This is a genomic window from Variovorax rhizosphaerae (assembly GCF_037889975.1).
In the GTDB taxonomy this organism is placed as follows: Bacteria; Pseudomonadota; Gammaproteobacteria; order Burkholderiales; family Burkholderiaceae_C; genus Variovorax; species Variovorax rhizosphaerae.
The window spans coordinates 336,150-356,912 of record NZ_JBBKZT010000005.1; the positions used below are offsets into that span (position 1 = coordinate 336,150).

The window sequence follows — 20,763 nt, forward strand, 5'->3', positions numbered from 1 at the left end:
CTACCGTTTCCCGAAGCGCCGATGCCAGCCCCTCCGGAGACAAGAACATGAAGGCCCCCGCGGTCAACCTGAGATACAGCGCCGTGTGGTCGGCCGTCGGCCTGCTCATCTGCGGCAATGCCGCACGCGCTGCTTGCACGCCCACGCTCACGCCGGGCCCAGGGCAGACGGTGACCTGCGACAGCAGCAATCCGAATCCGGTCACGTCGCCGCTGGTCTCGCAGCCGGGCGCGAGCGGTGTCACGGTCAATGTGCAGTCGGGCGCGCAGTTCAACGTCAGCGGCGGCGATGCGGTGACGCTGGGCGGGGGCGGGGCCATCAACAACAGCGGCCTGGTGCAGGGTGGGCGCGGCTTGGTGAGCGCGGGCCCGACGACCATCGGCAACCCTGGATCGGTAGACGGATTCAACGGGCCGGGCGTGACGATGTCGGGGCCGGGAAACTCGGTGCTCGACAACAGCGGGCGGATCAACGGCAGCGGCACCGCCGTGCAGCTCGACAGCGTCGCGAACTTCATACTGACGGTGAACAACAGCGGCAACGGCTCCATCAACGGCAACATCACGGGCACGGGCGATGGCGCGATCGCGATCACGCAAGGCGCCAACCTCAACGGCGGGATCACGATCACCGGCACCGGGAACAACTCGCTGACGACGCTGGGCGGGCGCCAGGTCAACGGCGCGGTGTCGCTGGGCGGGGCTGCCAACAACGTGGTCAACGGCGGGGCGTTCAACCAGGGCCTGTCGCTCATCGGAATCTCCAGCAACACGGTCGTCAACCAGGCGGGCGCCACGATCAACAACGGCCTGCGGATCAATGGCAGCGGCGTGAACCAAGTGGACAACGCGAACACCATCCAGAACGGCGTCACGTTCACCGGCGACGGGCAGAACCGGCTCAGCAACGCTGCGAATGCGACGATCAACGGCGACATCGTCAGCAATGGCGCGGCGCGGAACTTCATCGACAACGCCGGTCTCGTCAACAACTCGATCCGGCTGGGCTCGGGCGACGACACGGTGATCAACCGCGTGGGTGGCCGGGTGATCAGCCTGGAGGCCGATGCCCTTGGCAACACGATCAACGGTGTGATCGATGAAGGGGATGGCAACGACACCTTCACGATGGTGGGCGGCACGGTCAACAACCAGGTGCTGCAGGGGGCAGGCGACGACACGGCGACCATCTCCGACGGGACGATCACGCAGGCCGTCAACACCGGAAGCGGGAACGACCGGTTGCTCTGGAGCGGCGGGCAGATCGGCAGCCTGGCCATGGAGGATGGCGACGATGTCGCGACCTTCCGCAACCTCACGTCGAGCAACTTGCGGCAGATCCAGGTCGATGGCGGGCAGGGCAACGACCAGCTCATCCTCGACAACACGGCGGCCGACAACGTGCAGCGCTTCGTCCGCTGGGAACGCATCGACCTGACGAACCGTTCGCAGCTGACCTTCAACAGCACGCTGACATTGGGCGACAGCGGCTCGGGCACCGGGACGCTGTCCATCGACCCGACCAGCACCGTCTTCGCAGGCAATGGAACGCATGTGATCGCGCCCTTCCTGGCGGGGCAACGGGTGACGGTGATCAACGCCGGATTGATCGACATGACCAACGGCAGTTCCGGGGCCGGCGACTCGCTGCGCATCGTGGGCAACCTGGTGGGGCAGGGCGGCGTGATTGCGCTGCACACGGTGCTGGCAGGCGATGGGGCGCCGTCGGACACTGTGGTCATCGATGGGGGCACGACGTCGGGGCTGAGCTTGCTGCGCATCGTCAATGCGGGCGGTCAGGGCGCTTTCACCACGAGCGACGGCATCCGGGTGGTCCAGACCGTGAATGGGGCCACGAGCGAGGCCTCGTCGTTTGCACTGTCGAACCGTGTGGTTCAGGGGCCTTTCGAGTACCGGTTGTTCCAGGGCGGGAAGCAAGCGGCGGCGGATCCGAGTTGGTATCTGCGCTCGGCGCAGATCGGGCCGACGCCGCCGCCGTCACCTTCGCCTTCACCTTCACCTTCACCCCCTGCACCGCCGTCGCCTCCCGCGCCGGCGCCCACGCCCGCACCGGCCCCTGCGCCCACGCCGGCCCCTGCGCCCACGCCGGCGCCTGCACCCACGCCGGCCCCTGCGCCCACGCCGGCTCCTGCACCCACGCCGGCTCCTGCACCAGCGCCCACGCCCGCACCAGCGCCCACGCCAGCCCCCGCACCGGCGCCTACGCCCGCACCAGCGCCCACGCCCGCACCAGCGCCTACACCCGCACCAGCGCCCACGCCCGCACCAGCGCCAGCGCCAGCACCGGCGCCTACGCCCGCCCCAGCCCCAACACCGACGCCAGCCCCAGGGCCTGGTCCGTCACCCACACCACCTCCGGCACCCGAACCGGCGCCTTCGCCCACACCGGCTCCGGCTCCCACACCAGCCCCGGCCCCCACACCAGTACCTTCGCCGCCACCCTTGCCCGACCGCCCCCTGTACCGCCCCGAGGTCGGCGCCTACCTGACCAACCAGCGCCAGGCCGGCAGCATGTTCCTCCACAGCCTGCATGACCGCCTCGGCGAGCCGCAGTGGGTCGAATCGCAGGGCTTCAACCCGCAATCCAGCCAACCCCGCTCCGGCTGGCTGCGCGTCGTCAACAAGCAGACCAAGGCCACATCCGCCGACGGCAACTTCTCGATCGACGGCGACAGCACCTTGATGCAGGGCGGCGGCGATATCGCGCGCTGGGCCGTGGGCGGCGAGACCGGCCGGCTGCACCTCGGTGCCATGCTCGGCTACGGCAGATCGAGCAGCGAGGCCCGCGCGGACGGCAACCCCGCGCAGGCCCGTGGCAAGGTCGAAGGCTGGAACCTGGGCGCCTATGCCACCTGGTACCAGAACGATGCGAGCAAGCTCGGCTGGTACGTCGACGCTTGGGGCAGCTATGGCTGGTTCCACAACACGGTGGAAGGCGACACGCTGCCCGACGTCAAGTACAACGCCAAGGCCCTCACGCTCTCCGGCGAGACCGGCTACGCGTTCATGCTTGCGAGCACGGGCTGGGTGCTCGAGCCACAAGCCCAGCTCATCTACCTGAAGTACGACGAGGACAACATCACCGAGCCCAACGGCACGCAGGTCAGCGGCAGGGACGGCAGCGGCTGGCTGTCGCGACTCGGTGTGCGAACGTACCGGACCTGGGTGCGCGAGGACGGCCGCAAGCTGCAGCCGTACTTCACGCTCAACTGGTGGCACGACGGCGTCGACAACACGCAGGTCTTCAACCAGCTCGCGTTTCGGTCCTTGTACCCCGGCGACCGCTACGAGGCCAAGCTCGGCCTCAATGCCGACCTGGCGCGTGGCTGGACCGCATGGGGCAACCTGGGCTACCAGTGGGGCAGCCAGGGCTACAAGTCGACGACCGTGAGGCTCGGGGCGAAGTACACGTGGTAGCGGACCACTGCGCTCAGGTCAACGCAGGAAGTAGTCGACGCCCGCGGGCGCCTTGCTCCGGCCGCGCGCCGGTACCTTGCGCGTGACCGGTGCACCGAACCCGCCGCCCGCATAGTCCACCAGGTCCTGTGCCACGTTGCTCAGTGCACGGGTGGCCTCGTCTGCGCGGCTCCAGCGCGCGAGGCCGAGGGTCACGTTGTCCTTGGCCCGGGAAAAGCGATCGTTCATCACGCCGGTCGGAACATCCGGCAGGGCGGCGTGCAGCAGCCTGAAGAGGCGCAGGAAACCGGTGAGCTTGCTGCGGTCGATGAGGTCGGTGCGGAGGATGCGCGGATTCAGCACCGACTGCGCCAGCACCTGGACATAGTCGCTGCCCCACGGCGTGGACGCGATCGTCTGCTGCCAGGGCAGCACGACGGCCTCGAACACGTCGCGCACGGAGCCGGCGCGGCCTTCGCGCTCGATCGTGTCGAGCATCTCGTTTCGCAATGTGTTGATGGGCTCCAGCCGCGTGTTGAGCACATGGGCCACGATGGCCGCACGCGGGCCGAAGTGGTAGTGCAGGGCGGAGGCAACGGTGGCCAACGGTCAGGCTTGGACGACAATCCCCCTCCGCACTTTTTCGGAGACAGGAGAGACCATGGACGACGACCCGATCCTGACCATCGAAGAACGCACGGCGATCAACAAGGGCCGCTGGTTCAGCATGCTCTCGCCCACGCTGCGGCACGACATCCTGCGCTGCGCGGTGGTCCGGCGCTTCGAGGATGGTGAACTCATCGCGGCGCGGGGCGATCCGGCCGAGCAGTGGTTCGGCTGCGCCAAAGGGGCCGTCCGTGCCAGTTCGACGACGGTGACCGGCAAGCAGATCACGCTGACCTACATGGAGCCCGGCAGCTGGTTCGGCGACGTGGAGATGTTCGATGGCGACCGTCGGCCGCACGACACCTTCGCGCATGGCGACACCACCGTGCTCTGCGTCGCGCGCGCGGATTTCCAGAAGATCCTGTCAACGCATGCGGAGCTGTACGAAGCCTTGACGCGCTTGCAGGCCCGGCGTATCCGGCAGCTCTTCGGGCTGGTGGAGGACCTCAACACGCTGCCACTGCGCGCGCGCCTGGCCAGGCAACTGATCCACCTGGTGCGCAGCTACGGCGTGCCGAGCCTGGAGGATGCCAGCCAGATGCGCATCGGGCTGCATCTTGCGCAGGAAGAACTGGCGCAACTATTGGGTGCGTCGCGCCAGCGAGTGAACCAGGAGCTCAAGGCGATGGAGCGCGAAGAGGTCATCCGGCTCGAATCGGGTGGACTGGTGGTGCGCGATCGTGCGGCGATGATGCGCATCTCCAACGAGTCTTGACGCCGGCTCAGTCCACTTTTGCGCCCGAGACTTGCACCAGCCGCTCGATCATCGGCCCGGTCGCATCGAAGTTCTTGCGGAACTCCACCGAGCTGTTGCCGATGCCGACCAGTCCGAAGGCCTGGAAGCGCGCCTTCATCGCGACGGTCTGCACGGCCGCTCGCGTCTCCTTCTCCAGCCGTGCCAGCACGGCCGGCGGCGTCTTGGCAGGCGCCATCACCACCACCCCGCCCAGGAGCTTGAATTCCTCGTCGTTGAAGCCCGACTCCGCCATCGTCGGCACGTTGGGCAGTTCGGCCAGGCGCTTGTCTCCGATGATGGCCAGCGGCCGCACGCTGCCGCTCGCGATGTGCGGCGCCATGGTGCCCAGCGTGCCGATGCTCATGGGGATCTGCCCGGCGATCATGTCCTGGATCATCGGCGCCTCGCCCTTGTAGGCCACGTGGGTCATGTCGAGCTTGCGCGATTCGCTCAGGTGCGCATTCAGCAGGTGGCTGGATGAGCCCACGCCGAAGGAGCCGTAGTTGACCTTGCCCTTGTTGGCTTGCGCCCAGGCCACGAACTCCTTCATGTTGCGTGCCGGCACGTCCTTGTTGACCGCGAACACCAGGCTGGCGGAGCAGAGCTCGGTGATGAAGGCGAAGTCGCGGCGCACGTCGTACGGCACCTTGGTGAACATGTACTGCGCGTAGGAGATCGGCGAGGAGTGCGACAGGAGAATCGTGTAGCCGTCCGGCTGCGCCCGCGCCACGGCCGACGCGCCGAGCATGCCGGAGGCGCCCGGCTTGTTGTCCACGATGACGGTCTGCTTCAAGCTCTTGCCCAGTTCGTCGGCCAGCACGCGGGCCAGCACGTCGGTCGCGCCCGCCGGTGGCGCGGGCACGACGATGGTGATGGTGCGCGTCGGGTAGTCCTGGGCCAGGGCGTGCGTGCCGCAGGCGAGTGCGGCGATGGCGATGAAGGCCTTGGCGATGAAAGCCTTGCCGATGAAAGTTTTGCCGATGAAAGTCTTGCCGATGGATTGGCGCATGGTTGCTTGTCTCCGTTCTTGATGATTCGTTCAGCGCGTGGTGGCAACGTGCGAGCCGGGTTGGGCGGCGAACAGTTCGTCCACCAGATGGGCCCGGCGCGAGCGCGTGGTGGACTGGTTGACGTAGCCCTTGTCAGCGATCTCATTGGCGTCCATCGAGGGCGGCTCGGCCATCAGCAGCAGGCGCTCGACGCGCAGGCTGGCGCTGCCGTTGTCCTTGCGCAGGCGCTCGCCCAGCGCGGCGACGAGGGCCGGGTGAGTCGACAGCTCGGCCGCACTGAGTCCCGCGAGTTCCGGCAGCAGCCGCTGGCAGGCCGCCACGTTGGGCCAAGCCAGCGCGGCCACATAGTTCTGGTCATGCCCGCAGATCACGGCATCGGTGATGAGCGGTGCGCAGCGCTCGATGAGGCCCAGGCGGATCGAGCCGGTGCGCACCCAGGTGCCGTTGACCAGCTTGAAGTCTTCCGCCACGCGGCCATCGAAGCGCATGCCCTTGGCCGGGTCGTCCATGTCGACGAGGCGCACGGCGTCGCCGAGCTTGAAGAAGCCTTCTTCGTCGAAGGCGGCGGCGGTGAGGTCGGGTCGTCCGATGTAGCCGCTGAAGTTATGGGCGCCGCGCACGCGAATCTCGTAGCGGTCGCCGTCGAGCGGCAGCAGCTTGACTTCGGTGCCGGGCGGCGGCGCGCCGATGTTGGCCAGGTCGTCGCTGACCCAGGTGCGGTAGGTGCCGACGCCGGTGGTCTCGGTCGATGCCAGTCCGGTGCCGAACACGATGCGCTCGCCGACGGTGCGCTCTGCCACGCGCTGGATGCGTTCGTTGACGTCCTTGGGCAGGCTCGCGCCGCCGTAGCCGAAGTTGATGACGCGGGCGAAGAGGCTGCGTGCGAGTTGCGGGTCGCGCTCCAGTTCGGTGGCGAGCATCGTCCAGGCGGAGGGCACGCTGGTCAGCACGGTGGGCGAGATCTCGCGCAGGTTGCGCACGGTGCGCTCGAACAGGCCGGGCAGTGGCTTGCCGTCGTCGATGTAGTGCGTGGCGCCGAGCAGCGCCGAGCGGCCGAGGTTCAGCACGCCGCCGAGGGCGTGATGCCACGGGAGCCAGTCGAGGAAGACGGGTGGCTCCTTGCCTTCGGCCAGCTTCTCGAACATATTCGCGAGGTTGGCCGCGCAGGCTTGCAGGTTGCTGTAGCTCACCGGCACGCCTTTGGGGACGCCCGTGGAGCCGGAGGTGAAGAGGATCTTGGAAACGTCTGCGGGCTGGATCGCCGTGTGGGCGGTGGCGACCCGGTCGCGCCGCTGTGGCGTGAGCTCACCGTTCGCCAATGCCTTCCAGGCATGCTGGCCCGCGGTGGCACCGCTCACGGCGATCACCGGCACGCCGCTGCAGCCGAGTGCCGCGATCGCAGGCTGGTAGGTCGCCACGTCCTGCACGAAGAGGGCGGCTGGCGGAACGAGTTCGCAGACGCCCTTGAGGCGCGCGAAGTCCTTGCTCAGCAGCGAATACGCCGGCGACACCGGCGCCACCGGCACACCCACGTACTCCGCCGCCATCAGCAGCACGAGTTGTTCGAGCGAGTTGGATGACAGGATGACCAGCGGCTTGCCTTGGCCCAGGCCCATGTCGAGCAGGGCCGCGCCCACGGTCTGCACCTGTTGCCACATCTGGCGCCAGCTGAGGCGCTTCCATTCGCCGCTCTGCGCATCGCGTTCGCAGAAGGCCGGCAGGTCGCCACGCTTGCTCGCCCAGTGCGGGATGAAGCCGGCAAAGCCGGTGCGTCCGGTGGGCTTGGGCGTGAGCGGCGAACGCAGGATCAGCGTGCCGTCCGCACGCCGTTCGCAGACGGCCTTGCGGATCTCGTAGGGCACCGGCCGGTAGCGCACGGGGGCGGGTGCGAGGGCTTCGGCGGCGAGGGTGGTCATGTTTGTCTGTCTCCGGAAAAAGTAAATCCCACCCCCGAATGCGCCTGCGGCGCTCCCCCTCAGGGGGCGCACCCAGCGGCCCGGCAAAGCCGGTTCCGCGGGTGCCCACGAACAGGCAAGGCCCGTGGTCGCATGCGTCGCGGGCTACGCGAGAGATGGGGCCGCTAGGCAAGTCCTTGGTGGCGAATGCTGCTCCCCAGGGCTTGTCCTTTCTCTGTCCGCAGTTACTGCGGCGAGCCCGCCACCGCCACGACCTGGCCGGTGATGTAGTTCGACTCGGGCGTGCAGAACAGGTAGACCGCGCCAGCCGCTTCTTCCGGTGTGCCGCCACGGCCCAGCGGGTTGCGCGCCGCATGCGACTTCAACAGCTCGGGGTTCAGGCCCACGCGGATGTCCTTGCCTTCGATGTTGATGGTCGCGCCGGCCTTGGCATCGGCGTTGGTCATGCGGGTGTGGATCAGGCCGAAAGCCACCGCGTTGACGTTGACGTTGAAGCGGCCCCATTCACGGCTCAGCGCACGCGTCATGCCGATCACGCCGGCCTTGGCCGACGAGTAGTTCATCTGGCCGGCGTTGCCGTTGAGTGCCGAGGTCGACGAGATGTTGACCACCTTGCGGTAGTTCTCGATGCCCTTTTCCTGGTCGGCCATGGCCTGTGCCTTGATGACCGGATAGGCGGCGCGGAGGATGCGGAAGGGTGCGGTCAGGTGGCAGTCGAGGATGCCGTACCACTGCTCGTCGGTCATGCGCTGGACCACGTCGTCCCAGGTGAAGCCGGCGTTGTTGACGATGATGTCGATGCCCTTGTAGTTGTCGACCGCGGTCTTGATGAAGCGCTCGGCGAAGTCCGGCGCGCTGACGTTGCCGACGCAGGCCACGGCGTCCGTGCCTTGTTTGCGCAGCAGTTCGACCGTCTCGTTCGCCGGATCGGCGTCGAGGTCATTGATGACGATGCGCGCGCCCTGGCTGGCGAGCTTCAGTGCGATGGCCTGGCCGATGCCGCGGCCCGAACCGGTGACGAGGGCGACTTTGCCGTCGAGTGTTCCCATGATGTATCTCTCCGAGTGAAAAAGTGTTTAAAGGGCGATGACGGCATCGCCGACGATCTTCGTATCGCCGTACTGGTTACGCGTTTCGATTTCGAGCTTCACGCGCTGCTCGCCGTCAGCCTCGAAGCGCTCGACCACGCGACCGCTGCAAGTAATCTTGTGGCCCAGGTGCGTGATGCCGGTGAAGCGCACGCCGAAGCCGCGAATCTGGCGCTGGTCGACCCATTGCGTGAGCAGGCGGCCGAGGTAGGCCATCGACAACATGCCGTGCGCGAACACGTCGACCATGCCGGCCTTGCGGGCGTAGTCGGTGTCGATGTGGATCTGGTTGTGGTCGCCCGATGCGCCGGCGAACAGGGCCAGCGTGGTGCGGTTGATGGCCGGCAGTTCCAGTACGGGCAGCGTGTCGCCGACGGCGACATTGAAGGGGGCTTGTCTCTGGCTCATGGTGCGTACTCCTTCGCTCATGCGTTCTTGTGGACCAGCACGCTGCGCAGGTCCGCGACGTGTTCGCCACGCTGGTTGCTGACCTTCGACTCGCGCACCACGAAGCTCAGGGCGCCGCCCTTCTTCTCGTAGATGTCGGCGATGTGCGTCTCGAATTGCAGCGTGTCGCCGGCGTATGCCATGCGGTGGTAGCTGAAGTTCTCCTCGCCGTGCAGGATGCGCGAGGTGATGATGCCGAGCTCGTCGCGCCAGGCGTTCGAGGGGATCTGGAACTCGAGCGAGAAGAGGAAGGTCGGCGGCAGCGGCAGACCGGGATGGCCCGCGTCGCGCGCGGCGGCTTCGTCGATGTAGATCGGGTTGGTCTCGCCGATGGACTTGGCGAAGAAGCGGAGCTGGCCCGCTTCGGCCTTGGCCGTGTAGACCGGCAGCTTCATGCCGATGTGCTTCTTGTCGATCATGGTTCAAGCCCTCTTGTAGATGGTCACGACGCCGGCGCCGCCGAGGCCGAGGTTGTGTTGCAGCGCGACCTTCGCGTTCGCGACCTGGCGCTGGTCCGCTGTGCCACGTAACTGGTGTGTGAGCTCGTAGCACTGCGCGAGGCCGGTGGCACCCAGCGGATGGCCCTTGGACAGCAAGCCGCCCGACGGGTTGGTGACCCAGCGGCCGCCGTAGGTGTTGTCGCCGTCATTGACCAGCTTCTCGCCTTCGCCTTCACCGCAGAGGCCCAGGCCTTCGTAGGTGATGAGTTCGTTCTGCGCGAAGCAGTCGTGCAGTTCGATCACGTCGACGTCCTTGGGGCCGACGCCGGCCTGCTCATAGGCTTGCTTCGCGGCCAGCGCCGTCATGTCGAAGCCGACGACGCGAATCATGTCCATGGCGTCGTACGTGCTGGGCAGGTCGGTCGCGAGCGACTGGCCGGCGATGAGCACGTCGGTGCGCAGGCCGCGCTTGCGGGCGAAGGCTTCCGACACCACGATGGCCGCGGCACCGCCGCAGGTCGGCGGGCAGGCCATCAGGCGCGTGATGACGCCCTCCCACAGCATGGGCGCGTTCATCACGTCTTCGGTGGTCACGACATTGCGGAACACGGCGAGCGGGTTGTTGGCGGCATGGCGGCTGGCCTTGGCGCGGACCTTCGCAAAGGTCTCCAGCTTGGTGCCGTACTTCTGCATGTGCGCGCGACCGGCGCCGGCGAACTGGCGAATGGCCGAGGGAATTTCGGGGTGGCCGACCAGTTCGTCGACGACCTTGGCGGCACGCTCCAGTGCCGGTGCACGGTCATCCCAGCGCGACTTCAGCGCGCCCGGGTTCATCTGCTCGAAGCCGAAGGCGAGGGCGCAATCGACCGCGCCGCTTTGCACGGCCTGGCGCGCGAGGTACAGGGCCGACGAACCGGTGGCGCAGTTGTTGTTCACGTTGAGCACCGGGATGCCCGTCATGCCGACGCGATACACGGCCTTCTGCCCGCAGGTCGAGTCGCCGTACACATAGCCCGCATAGGCCTGCTGGATGTCGGAGAAGTCCAGGCCTGCATCGGCCAGCGCCGCGCGGATGGCCTGCTCGCCCATCACGTCATAGGGCTCGCTCATGCCCGGCTTCTTGAACTGGTTCATGCCGACGCCGGCAACGAAAACCTTGTTTGTCATGTTCTTCCTTGAGTTGGTATTCAGAGCTTTCGAGAGATCAGCTCACGCATGACCTCGCTGGTCCCGCCGTAGATCCGCGTGACGCGCGAGTCCACGAAGTCGCGGGCGATCGGGTACTCCAGCATGTAGCCGTATCCGCCATGCAGTTGCACCATCTCGTCGAGCGCCTTGCCCAGCGCCTCGGTCGCGAAGAGCTTGGCAATGGCCGCTTCCTCCAGCGTGAGGCGGCGGCGCGTGTGCTCGCCGATGTAGTGGTCGATCAGGGTGCGCACCGCCACGGCCTGCGCCTTGATGTCGGCCAGCTTGAACTTGGTGTTCTGGAAGTCCCACACCGTGCCGTCGAAGGCCTTGCGGTCCTTGACGTAGGCGATGGTGTTCTCCAGCGCGCGCTCCAGTCGCGCAGCCGCGCCGATGGCGATGGTGAAGCGCTCCTGCGGCAGTTCGCCCATCAGGTAGCTGAAGCCCTTGCCCTTTTCGCCGAGGCGATTGGCCACCGGCACGCGCACGTTGTCGAAGAAGAGTTCGGCCGTGTCCTGTGCGTACTGGCCGACCTTCTCAAGCTTGCGCCCACGGCGGAAGCCTTCGCGGCTCGCTTCGACCGCGATCAGGCTGATGCCCTTGGCGCCGGCCTTCGGGTCCGTCTTGCAGACCACGATGATCAGGTCGGCGGTCAGGCCGTTGCTGATGAAGGTCTTGCTGCCGTTGATGACGTAGTCGTCGCCATCGCGCACGGCGGTGGTCTTGACCGCCTTCAGGTCGCTGCCGGTGCCGGGTTCGGTCATGGCAATGGCCAGGATGATCTCGCCCGATGCCGCCTTGGGCAGCCACTTCTGCTTCTGCTCCTCGGTGCCGGCGCGCAGGATGTAGGGCGCGATGATGTCCGAGTGCATCCCGAAGGACGGGCCGCTGACGCCGGAGCGCGCGAACTCTTCGCTGGCCACAGCCGCATGGCCGAAGTCGCCGCCACCACCGCCGTATTCCTCGGGAAGCGAGGCGCACAGCAGGCCTTCCTTGCCGGCCTTCAGCCAGGTCTCGCGATCGACCTTGCCGGCCTCGTCCCAGGCGTTCTGGCGCGGCAGGCATTCGCGCTGGATGAAGCGGCGCACCGTCTCGCGGTACATCTCATGGTCGTCTCGGAAGACGTTGCGGGTCACATTCATGGGGTTGTCTCCTGGAGGAACTTGTCTCTGGGCCCTAAGGTATTCGCCGGGCGGGTGGGTGGCCCCACCCCGGATGGGGGGTCGATCGCGCGCTTGCAGCGTTGAAGCCCCGCCGACTACAGTGACTCGACAAGTTGAAGGAGACCTCGATGGACGTGATGGATGGGTTTTTGCACTGGCTGCGTACCGGCACCGTCGCATGCGCTTGTTACTTCATGGCTTGCGTAGCCGTGCACGCCCAGCCGCAGGGTGGTGTCCCTGTGAGCTTCAATTCATTGGACGGCGCGGGCGCGTCGATGGCCCTGCGCGGCGTGCTCTACAAGCCTGCCGGCGATGCCAAGGGCGCCGTGGTCCTGGTCCATGGATCGGGCGGGTGGAGCGATCACCGGGAGGGCCACTACGCGCGGGCGCTGAGCGCGGCGGGCTATGTGGCGCTGGCCCTGGACTCGTTCGGGCCGCGCGGGATCGGCAGCACTGTCGAAGACCAGTCCAGGATCAGTACGCTCCAGATGACGCGCGATGCCTTCGCCGCGCGCCGCTTCCTCATCGAGCAAAACGTTCCGCCGCGGCGCATCGCCGTTGCCGGATTCTCCAAGGGAAGCACCGTGGCCTTGTATGCGGCGGACCGCAACTTCCTGCCGGCGGAGAAGGAGCGCTTCGCCGCCGCGGCACCGTTCTACCCCTCATCCACCGTCCGCTCACGGGAACCCTTGCCCGCGAGCCCGGTCTTCATGGCCCTCGGCGAAAAGGACGACTACACGGGCGTGAAGCCCTGTCAGGCGCTCGCCGCCGATTTCGCCGGTGCCGGCGGCAAGATCGATGTGAAGGTCTACCCAGGCGCCTCGCATGCCTTCGACGGCAATCCTGCCCACACGCGCCTCCATCGGGAAAGCATGGCGGAGAACTTCATGGACTGCGTGGTGTTGCTCGAGCCCGATGGCCGGCAAAGCTACGACGGGAAGACCTATGCGAGCACCGACCCGTCGCTCCTCGACGCGTTGCGCAAGACCTGCGTGAAGAAGGGCGCGTCCCTGTGGAGCAACCCCGGGCAACGCGACGTCGCGACGCGCGACCTGATCGAGTTCCTGGATGCCAACCTGACGCGCTGAGCGCGGGCGGATCCTCATGCGCGTGCCGGGATTGCCCAGCACAATCTGCGTCCACCTCAGGACAGGAGACACATGAGCACCAGGAACGCGACAGTGGCGGGCCGGACCGGGTGCCCCGCGCTTTTCTACGGCTGGATCGTCGTCGCGTCGGCTTTCGCGACCACCTTCGTCGGCTTCGGCAGTGCCTACACCTTCAGCGCGTTCCTCAGTTCACTGCAGGCCGAGTTCGCGGCCTCGCGCGGCTCGGTGTCGCTGGTCTTTTCGCTGGCCGGCTTTCTCTACTTTGCGCTGGGCGTGCTCAGCGGTCCGCTGGCGGACCGGTGGGGCGCGCGGCCACTGCTGGTGGCCGGCATGGTGCTGACCGGGGCCGGCATGGCGCTGGCGGGCATGGCGCGCACACTGGGCGAGGTCTATGCGGCGTATGCCATCGGCATCGGCGTGGGGGTTGGGTTGGCCTATGTGCCTGCGCTCGGCACGATCCAGCGCTGGTTCGTCCGGCGGCGTGGCTTCGCCTCGGGGTTGGCGGTCAGCGGCATCGGCGTCGGCACGCTGGTGATGCCGCCGCTGGCCTCGTTCCTCATCGACCACTGGGGATGGCGCACGGCGTACCTGGGCCTCGGTGTTGGCGCGGCGGTGGTCGGCGTGGGCATGGCGCTGCTCGTGGCCGATGATCCGCGCGACCGCGGCTTGTTGCCCGATGGCGACCTGGCGCCCGTCACACCTCCGATCGGTGCGGCGGCTTCGCCAGCGGTGGGCTTCGGCTTGATGGAGGCGATGAAGACGCCGCGCTTCATCGCCCTGTATGTCGCTTGCATGCTCGCTTCCTTCGGGCTGTTCGTGCCCTTCGTGCATCTCGTGCCGTACGCGCTCGACCATGGCATTGCGCAGGCATCGGCGGTGCTGCTGCTCGGTGCCATCGGTGTCGGAAGCACGGCGGGGCGCTTCCTCCTGGGCAACGTGGCCGACCGCATGGGGCGCGAACCGGCGCTGATCCTCATGTATGCCGGGATGGCCGCGTCCTTGGTGGTCTGGCTCGTGTCCACGGGGCTGCCGGGACTGGCGGTGTTCGCGCTGGTTTTCGGCGTCTTCTACGGCGGTTGCGTCGCGCTGCTGCCTGCCCTGGTGGCGGACTACTTCGGTGGCAAGAACATCGGCGCCATCATCGGCGTGCTGTACACCGGCGTGGCCGTTGGGACGCTCGTGGGGCCGACCGCTGCGGGCTACATCTTCGACGCCACGCACAGCTATTCGCTGGTGATCGTTGCGAGTATCGGCGGCAACCTGGTCGCCGCCGCGATCATGTGGGCGGTTTCGCGAAAATGAACCCACCCCCGAATGCGCCTGCGGCGCTCCGGGCGGCCGCCAGAGGCGGCTGCTCTTGCGGGCCGTCCAAGCCTGCGCAGGCAGGCTTGGAGCCGCGGCCCTCAGCCCTCAAGGGGGCGCACCCAGCGGCCCGGCAAAGCCGGTTCCGCGGGTGCCCACGAACAGGCATTGTTCGCCCCGGTTTCATCCTTCGCGGAAGTTGTCTCGTGGCGCTTCCATGTCCCAGCCAAAGTCCCGCACCCGCGCCACCGCCTCGTCCCGGCCGGCCACGCGCAACTTGCCGTAGATGCGGCTCAGGTACCACTTCACCGTCTCCGGAGACAGGCCCAGCGCACGCGCGATCTTCTTGTTGGGCATGGCCTGCGCGAGCAGGCGCAGCATCTCGATCTCGCGCTCGCTGAAGGCTTTCAATTCCGCCGGCATGGTGCCGCGTTCGCCGGCCTTGGGCGTGGCTGCTGGCGCGTCACGCGGCGTGCGCGCGGCGAGCAGGCGCTCGACGTAGAAGGCCAGCACCGGGTCGAGCGCCTCGGCCTGTGTCAGCTCGCTCATCATCTGGCGCGCCGTCGGGTCGGCATCGACCAGGCTGCGCAGCAGGCCCAGCCGATGGCCGCGGCGCAGGGCATCGATCAGCTTCTCCCGCGCCGATGCATCGCGCCCTCGTTGTGCGTCGATGGCCGCGCTCTTCATCAGCAGATGGGCGACTGTGCGCTGGCGGCCACGGGCCTCGCATTGCGCGATGAGGCTGGCCAGTTGCGTCGCCGCACCATCGATATCGCCCATCGTCGAAGCCAGCCGGATGTGCGCGCGCTGCGTGACCTCGCTGATCTCCCACGGCATGTGCAAAGTCGACGAGGCATGCCGTGCGTGGACGGCGTCGAGCCGCGCGAGCAGCGCTTCGGCGGCCATCAATTCGCCGGTCAGCAGTCGCAGGTGCAACTGGTCGCCCAGGCTGTGGGCCAGCACGCGGTCGAGCTTGTGCTGCATGGCGTAGGCTTCCAGCCGCTCCAGTTGCGCGAAGGCTTCCGCCTGGCTGCCGGCCTGCCAGTTCGCTGCGGCGAGCACGCGGTACACGCGCAGCAGGGCGTCGGGAATCGCGATGCGATCCAGCATGTCGAGCTTGCCTTCTAGCAGGGCGCGGGCCTGCCGGGCATCGTTGAGTTCGTAGAGCACGTCGCTCAGCAAGCCGATCGCCAAGTAGTACGCGTCGGCGCAGGACTTGCCGCCTTGCTCCGCTTCCGCGGCCACGGCGCGGAAGATGCGCTCGGCCTGCGTCATCTTGCCTTCCATCGCATAGCTCATCCCGACCAGGTTGCGGCCCTGCAGGCTGCCAGCGGCAGTGGCGAGCAGGGGCGCGCCGTCGACCATCAGCGGCGGTGCATCGAGCACCACGCGCCGGGCCTTCTCGTAGTCGCCCTGCTGCGTGTAGAGCCACGAAAGGATGTTGGTGCGGCCGCCGATGGTCAGGGCATCGGCATCCTGCGGCGTGTCGAGCAGTTGCGGCAGCATGGCCAGTGCGCCGTCGAGATCGTCTCCTTGCACGGCCAGTGCCGCGCGCAGGGCGGTCAGTACGAACTGATTGGCGAGGTCGTCGGGGGGCACATCGGGGGCGACGCTGTCGAGCGTCCTGGCGCAGGCGACCAGGTCGCGCTCGAACAACTGCATGCGCGCCGTGAGCAGGCGCAGCTTCACGCCCTGGTTGATCTGCTTCGGTGGCAACTGCCGCAGCAGCCCGATCAGCTCCCGTCGCTCGCCGCGCACGATCAGCGAGTGCGCGCATTGGTCGACCAGTGCCGCGGCCTGGTCCGGCTGGCCCGAGCGCACCGCATGGCGAACCGCATCCTCGAACAGCCCCGCTTCGCGAAACCATGCGAATGCGCGCTCGTGCACCGCGCGGCGCGTGGCCTCGTCGAGTGCGGCGAATCGCGCCAGCAGCGTCTCGCGCAGCAGCGGATGCAGGCGGTACCAGGTCTCCTGCGTCTGCCCTTCGACGGGGCCGACGAACATGTCGTCGCGGTGCAGCCGGGCCAGCAGGGCGGTCATGCTCGCCGTGGCCTCCGGCGCGTCCACGAGCGCGGCGCACAGCGAGGCGCAACAACGCCTGCACGCCGCCACGCGGACGAGTGTGTCGAGCTCGTCGGGCGACAGGCGCGACAACACCTCGTCCTCGAAGAACTGCGTGAAGGCTTGCGCATCGCGCGTCGGCACGCGCGCAAAGGGCTCGCCCTGCGCGGGGCGGCCGGCTTCAAGCTGCTTCTTCTTCCAGTCGGCGGTGAAGATGCGCAGGCCCGCCACCCAGCCGTCGCTCAGCTCGTGCAGCGTCCGGACGGTGCGTGCGTCGATGTCGCCGAGCTGGGCCTTCAGGAACTGGCCGGTCTCCGCCAGCGTGAAGCGCAGGTCGCGCCCGTTGAACTCCAGCGTCTGCGATTGGCTGCGCAGGCGGTCGAGCGAGAGCGCCTGGCTGCCGCGCGCGGCGAGCACCAGGTGAAGGTTGGGCGGGGCGTGGTCCAGCAGCCATTGCAGGGCCTCGTGGATCGCCGGGTGCTGCAGGTGATGAAGGTCGTCGATCACCAGCGCCAGGTCGCGCGGATGCGCTGCGATGCCGCGGATCAGCGAGATGGCGAGTCGCTCGAAGGCATCGGCGTCTTCCTGCGCATCGAGGCTGGCGCTGCCCAGCCGGGCCGCCTCCTGCACCAGGGCGGGGTCGACGCGCGCGATGCTGGCCAGCAGGCCGTCGATGAATCGTGCGGGGACACCGTCCTGCGCCGTCGCCGTGAACCACGCGACATCAAAGCCCAGCGGCACGATCGCCTGTCGCCAGGCCGCGACCAGGGTCGACTTGCCCGATCCGGCCGGGCCGGTGACGACGATGCAGCGCAGGCGCCGCGCCTCCACCAGCCGCGGCAGCAGCCGCTCGCGCCCGACGACGCCGACGCCTGACCGCTGCTCGGCCGGGGCTGCGGCAGCGCGCGGCGCAGGCCCATCCGAGGGGGCTTGCGGCGGGGCTTTCGAGGTGCGGGAAGAGGGCGGGCGGGGTGGCATGAGGTCGGGTGACACCGACCCTCGGCCGGTGCAGCGGGGCATTGTGCAGCAGCATCGGCCCGTTGTGCAGGTGCATGGGCGACCCCCCCAATGGGGGTGGGCTCAACGGGCGGTCCGGCCTGATCTACTTGTCTCCATCGACCCTGCAACGCCCTGGAGCGTGCGCCGGGCCCTTCCTGAACCAACGTGGAGATTTCCAAATGGGTGTTTTGTCCGGCATTCGCGTCCTGGAGTTCGAGGCCATCGGTCCCGGCCCGTTCGGCACCATGCTGCTGGCCGACATGGGCGCGGACGTGATCCGCATTGATCGCCCGGTGGCGCATTCGGACCTCGGGCCCAAGGCAAGCGGCCCTCGCATCGACATCACGGGCCGTGGGCGCCGCTCGGTCACGCTGGACCTGAAGAAGCCTGAGGCCGTTGCCACGGCGCTGGAGCTGATCGAGCGCGCCGACGTGGTCATCGAGGGCTTCCGTCCCGGCGCGATGGAGCGTCTCGGCCTCGGCCCCGACGTGGCATTGAAGCGCAATCCGAAACTGGTCTACGGCCGCATGACCGGCTGGGGCCAGACCGGCCCGCTGGCCGATCGCGCCGGGCATGACCTGAACTACATCGCACTGTCGGGCGTGCTCTCGGGCATCGGCCCCGCCGGTGGAAAGCCTGCTGTGCCGCTGAACCTCGTCGGCGACTACGGCGGTGGCGGCATGCTGCTGGCCATGGGCGTGCTCGCGGCGCTGCTCAACGTGCAGCGCGGCGGCGTCGGCCAGGTGGTCGATGCGGCCATGATCGAAGGCGCGGCGCAACTGGGCGCGGTGTTCTGGGGAATGATCGCTTCCGGCAACTGGAAGGAAGAGCGCGGCACCAACTGGCTCGACAGCGGCGCGCCCTGGTACGACACCTACGCGACCAGCGACGGCCACTACATGACGGTCGGCGCGGTCGAAGGCCGCTTCTATGCCGAATTGATCGACAAGCTCGGCCTGGCCGATGCGGGCCTGCCCTCGCAGCACGACCGCAAGGGCTGGCCGCAACTGCGCGCCGCCTTCGAGATGGTCTTCGCGAGCCGCACGCGTGCCCAGTGGTGCGACGTGTTCGAAGGCAGCGATGCCTGCGTCGCGCCGGTGCTCGGCTTCGGCGAGGCGCCGAACCATGCGCAGCATCGCGCACGCGGCAGCTTCATCGAAGTGGGCGGTGTGGTGCAGCCCGGCCCGGCGCCGCGCTTCTCGGCCACGCCCTCGGCATTGCCGAGGAGCGCGCCGGATCGCGGCGAACACGGCCGCGAGGCGCTGGGCGACTGGGGCTTCGACGCCGACACCATCGCCCGCCTGCAGCGCCAGGGCCTGGGCCTGCGTCCCGACGGCGTGAAGCCGAATCCCGATTACTCGACCATTCAACAGGAGCAAGCAGCGTGAAGGCATTGGTAGCAGTCAAGCGCGTTCTCGACGCAAACGTCAAGGCGCAAGTGAAGGCCGACGGCACGGGCGTGAACATCGCCAACGTGAAGATGAGCATGAACCCCTTCGACGAGATCGCCGTCGAGGAGGCCGTGCGACTGAAGGAGAAGGGCGTGCTGACCGAAGTGGTGGCAGTGTCCTGCGGCGTGGCGCAATGCCAGGAAACGCTGCGCACCGCGATGGCCATCGGCGCCGACCGCGGCGTGCTGGTCGAGACCGCGGAAGAGCTGCAACCGCTGGCCGTGGCCAAGCTGCTGAAGGCGCTGGTCGACCAGGAGAAGCCGGACCTCGTCATCCTCGGCAAGCAAGCCATCGACGACGACTGCAACCAGACCGGCCAGATGCTGGCCGCGCTGCTGAACGTGCCGCAAGCGACCTTCGCATCGAAGGTGGAAATCGCCGATGGATTCGCCACCGTGACGCGTGAAGTCGACGGCGGCCTGGAGACGGTGAAGTCCGCGCTGCCGCTGATCATCACGACCGATCTGCGCCTGAACGAGCCGCGCTACGTCACGCTGCCCAACATCATGAAGGCGAAGAAGAAGCCGTTGGCCACCGTCAAGCCCGAAGACCTTGGCGTCGACGTGTCGCCGCGCCTCAAGACCCTGAAGGTGGCCGAGCCCGCCAAGCGCGGCGCCGGCATCAAGGTGCCCGACGTCGCCACCCTCATCGACAAGCTGAAGAACGAAGCGAAGGTGATCTGATCATGACCGTACTTGTCATTGCCGAACACGACCATGGCGCACTGAAGAGCGCCACCCTCAACACTGTGACCGCTGCCGGCAGCTGCGGCGGCCAGGTCCATGTGCTGGTGTCGGGGCACAACGCCGCGGGCGCTGCACAGGCCGCTGCGCAGATCGCCGGCGTCGCCAAAGTGCTGCATGCCGACGGCCCGCAGTTTGCCGAGCAACTCGTCGAGAACGTCGCGGCGCAAGTGCTCGCGGTGGCCGGTGACTACAGCCACCTGCTGTTCCCCGCGGCGGCGCACGGCAAGAACGTGGCGCCGCGCGTGGCCGCGAAGCTGGACGTCGCGCAGGTGTCGGAGATCTCGCGCGTGGTGTCGCCCGATACCTTCGAGCGTCCGATCTACGCGGGCAACGCGGTCGCGACGGTGCAAAGCGTGGATGCGGTGAAGGTCATCACGGTGCGCGGCACCGGCTTCGATGCAGCGGTCGCCACGGGCGGCAGCGCAGACATCGAAAGCATCACGGCCATCGCCGACACCGGCGCATCGACACTGGTCGGCCGCGAAGTCACGAAGAACGACCGCCCCGAACTCACGGCCGCGAAGATCGTGGTCTCCGGTGGCCGCGCGCTCGGCTCCAGCGAGAAGTTCAACGAAGTGCTCACGCCGCTGGCCGACAAGCTCGGCGCCGCCATGGGCGCGAGCCGCGCCGCGGTGGATGCGGGCTATGCGCCCAACGACCTGCAGGTCGGCCAGACCGGCAAGGTCGTCGCACCCTCGCTCTACATCGCCGCCGGCATCAGCGGCGCGATCCAGCACCTGGCCGGCATGAAGGATTCGAAGGTGATCGTGGCGATCAACAAGGATCCGGAAGCGCCGATCTTCAGCGTGGCGGACTACGGGCTGGAGGCGGACCTGTTCGCCGCGGTGCCCGAGTTCGCGGGCGCGTTGTAAGCAGCAAGGGGAGGCAAACCATGGCACTCCTGAGGCAATGTCTGATGGAAGTCCGCGCGGCGGCGGCCGCGCGGGCCTCGGCGCCGCAGCGCGCCATGGAGAGCGCGCTCTCCATGGCACCCTCGCACCTGGCGCTGAACAGTGTCCGGGACGCGT

16 protein-coding genes are annotated in these 20,763 nt (G+C 67.9%); 7 read left to right on the forward strand and 9 right to left on the reverse strand.

Translation table 11 applies throughout. The features are described 5' to 3' along the window. Positions 1 to 47: 47 nt before the first annotated feature. A complete protein-coding gene (locus tag WKW82_RS13065; protein ID WP_340342707.1) occupies positions 48 to 3,437 on the forward strand; it encodes an autotransporter family protein in 3,390 nt (1,129 codons plus the stop codon). An 18-nt stretch (positions 3,438 to 3,455) separates the two neighbouring features. Here the strand turns inward: WKW82_RS13065 and WKW82_RS13070 are convergent, their stop codons facing one another. Further along, positions 3,456 to 4,022: a hypothetical protein gene (locus WKW82_RS13070; protein ID WP_340342708.1), complete on the reverse strand. Its 567-nt coding sequence runs from the start codon at positions 4,020 to 4,022 to the stop codon at positions 3,456 to 3,458. Between the two features lie 55 nt (positions 4,023 to 4,077). On the opposite strand from WKW82_RS13070, the gene WKW82_RS13075 reads away from it, so the two are divergent. Continuing rightward, positions 4,078 to 4,797: a Crp/Fnr family transcriptional regulator gene (locus WKW82_RS13075; protein ID WP_340342709.1), complete on the forward strand. Its 720-nt coding sequence runs from the start codon at positions 4,078 to 4,080 to the stop codon at positions 4,795 to 4,797. Positions 4,798 to 4,804: 7 nt separating this feature from the next. On the opposite strand, the gene WKW82_RS13080 is transcribed toward WKW82_RS13075, so the two are convergent. From WKW82_RS13080 to WKW82_RS13110, 7 genes are all read right to left on the reverse strand, one after another. Next, positions 4,805 to 5,827: a Bug family tripartite tricarboxylate transporter substrate binding protein gene (locus WKW82_RS13080; protein WP_340342710.1), complete on the reverse strand. Its 1,023-nt coding sequence runs from the start codon at positions 5,825 to 5,827 to the stop codon at positions 4,805 to 4,807. Between the two features lie 30 nt (positions 5,828 to 5,857). After that, positions 5,858 to 7,744, reverse strand: coding sequence for a feruloyl-CoA synthase (locus WKW82_RS13085; protein ID WP_340342711.1), 1,887 nt, complete (start codon positions 7,742 to 7,744; stop codon positions 5,858 to 5,860). Positions 7,745 to 7,968: 224 nt separating this feature from the next. Further along, complete coding sequence (locus WKW82_RS13090) at positions 7,969 to 8,793, reverse strand: SDR family NAD(P)-dependent oxidoreductase (protein WP_340342712.1); 825 nt, start codon at positions 8,791 to 8,793, stop codon at positions 7,969 to 7,971. Positions 8,794 to 8,820: 27 nt separating this feature from the next. Then, positions 8,821 to 9,240 (reverse strand): MaoC family dehydratase, encoded by a 420-nt coding sequence (locus WKW82_RS13095; RefSeq protein ID WP_340342713.1) that lies wholly within the window; start codon positions 9,238 to 9,240, stop codon positions 8,821 to 8,823. Positions 9,241 to 9,257: 17 nt separating this feature from the next. Further along, positions 9,258 to 9,698 (reverse strand): MaoC family dehydratase N-terminal domain-containing protein, encoded by a 441-nt coding sequence (locus WKW82_RS13100; RefSeq protein WP_340342714.1) that lies wholly within the window; start codon positions 9,696 to 9,698, stop codon positions 9,258 to 9,260. Positions 9,699 to 9,701: 3 nt separating this feature from the next. Next, a complete protein-coding gene (locus tag WKW82_RS13105) occupies positions 9,702 to 10,886 on the reverse strand; it encodes a lipid-transfer protein (protein ID WP_340342715.1) in 1,185 nt (394 codons plus the stop codon). 20 nt (positions 10,887 to 10,906) lie between these two features. Beyond that, entirely contained in the window at positions 10,907 to 12,046 is a 1,140-nt protein-coding gene (locus WKW82_RS13110) for an acyl-CoA dehydrogenase family protein (RefSeq protein ID WP_340342716.1), read from the reverse strand. Between the two features lie 149 nt (positions 12,047 to 12,195). On the opposite strand from WKW82_RS13110, the gene WKW82_RS13115 reads away from it, so the two are divergent. Both WKW82_RS13115 and WKW82_RS13120 read left to right on the forward strand, forming a co-directional pair. Further along, entirely contained in the window at positions 12,196 to 13,155 is a 960-nt protein-coding gene (locus WKW82_RS13115) for a dienelactone hydrolase family protein (RefSeq protein WP_340342717.1), read from the forward strand. Between the two features lie 72 nt (positions 13,156 to 13,227). Beyond that, positions 13,228 to 14,478 (forward strand): MFS transporter, encoded by a 1,251-nt coding sequence (locus WKW82_RS13120; protein ID WP_340342718.1) that lies wholly within the window; start codon positions 13,228 to 13,230, stop codon positions 14,476 to 14,478. 183 nt (positions 14,479 to 14,661) lie between these two features. On the opposite strand, the gene WKW82_RS13125 is transcribed toward WKW82_RS13120, so the two are convergent. Then, complete coding sequence (locus WKW82_RS13125; protein ID WP_340342719.1) at positions 14,662 to 17,517, reverse strand: winged helix-turn-helix domain-containing protein; 2,856 nt, start codon at positions 17,515 to 17,517, stop codon at positions 14,662 to 14,664. A gap of 200 nt (positions 17,518 to 17,717) precedes the next feature. Here WKW82_RS13125 and WKW82_RS13130 point away from each other — a divergent pair, with 200 nt between their 5' ends. From WKW82_RS13130 to WKW82_RS13140, 3 genes are read left to right on the forward strand one after another with little or no spacing between them, the layout of a single operon-like run. Then, complete coding sequence (locus tag WKW82_RS13130; RefSeq protein WP_340342720.1) at positions 17,718 to 18,926, forward strand: CaiB/BaiF CoA transferase family protein; 1,209 nt, start codon at positions 17,718 to 17,720, stop codon at positions 18,924 to 18,926. After that, entirely contained in the window at positions 18,923 to 19,672 is a 750-nt protein-coding gene (locus tag WKW82_RS13135) for an electron transfer flavoprotein subunit beta/FixA family protein (RefSeq protein ID WP_340342721.1), read from the forward strand. Before WKW82_RS13130 ends, WKW82_RS13135 begins: the two co-directional genes overlap by 4 nt. A 2-nt stretch (positions 19,673 to 19,674) precedes the next feature. Next, positions 19,675 to 20,607, forward strand: a complete 933-nt coding sequence (locus WKW82_RS13140; protein WP_340342722.1) for an electron transfer flavoprotein subunit alpha/FixB family protein — start codon at positions 19,675 to 19,677, stop codon at positions 20,605 to 20,607. Positions 20,608 to 20,763 lie beyond the last annotated feature (156 nt).

Coding starts and splice junctions, on each gene's coding strand:
- WKW82_RS13065 (WP_340342707.1), top strand. CDS start 48: ATGAAGGCCCCCGCGGTCAACCTGAGATACAGCGCCGTGTGGTCGGCC.
- WKW82_RS13075 (WP_340342709.1), top strand. CDS start 4,078: ATGGACGACGACCCGATCCTGACCATCGAAGAACGCACGGCGATCAAC.
- WKW82_RS13080 (WP_340342710.1), bottom strand. CDS start 5,827: ATGCGCCAATCCATCGGCAAGACTTTCATCGGCAAAACTTTCATCGGC.
- WKW82_RS13085 (WP_340342711.1), bottom strand. CDS start 7,744: ATGACCACCCTCGCCGCCGAAGCCCTCGCACCCGCCCCCGTGCGCTAC.
- WKW82_RS13090 (WP_340342712.1), bottom strand. CDS start 8,793: ATGGGAACACTCGACGGCAAAGTCGCCCTCGTCACCGGTTCGGGCCGC.
- WKW82_RS13095 (WP_340342713.1), bottom strand. CDS start 9,240: ATGAGCCAGAGACAAGCCCCCTTCAATGTCGCCGTCGGCGACACGCTG.
- WKW82_RS13100 (WP_340342714.1), bottom strand. CDS start 9,698: ATGATCGACAAGAAGCACATCGGCATGAAGCTGCCGGTCTACACGGCC.
- WKW82_RS13105 (WP_340342715.1), bottom strand. CDS start 10,886: ATGACAAACAAGGTTTTCGTTGCCGGCGTCGGCATGAACCAGTTCAAG.
- WKW82_RS13110 (WP_340342716.1), bottom strand. CDS start 12,046: ATGAATGTGACCCGCAACGTCTTCCGAGACGACCATGAGATGTACCGC.
- WKW82_RS13115 (WP_340342717.1), top strand. CDS start 12,196: ATGGACGTGATGGATGGGTTTTTGCACTGGCTGCGTACCGGCACCGTC.
- WKW82_RS13120 (WP_340342718.1), top strand. CDS start 13,228: ATGAGCACCAGGAACGCGACAGTGGCGGGCCGGACCGGGTGCCCCGCG.
- WKW82_RS13125 (WP_340342719.1), bottom strand. CDS start 17,517: ATGCCACCCCGCCCGCCCTCTTCCCGCACCTCGAAAGCCCCGCCGCAA.
- WKW82_RS13130 (WP_340342720.1), top strand. CDS start 17,718: ATGGGTGTTTTGTCCGGCATTCGCGTCCTGGAGTTCGAGGCCATCGGT.
- WKW82_RS13140 (WP_340342722.1), top strand. CDS start 19,675: ATGACCGTACTTGTCATTGCCGAACACGACCATGGCGCACTGAAGAGC.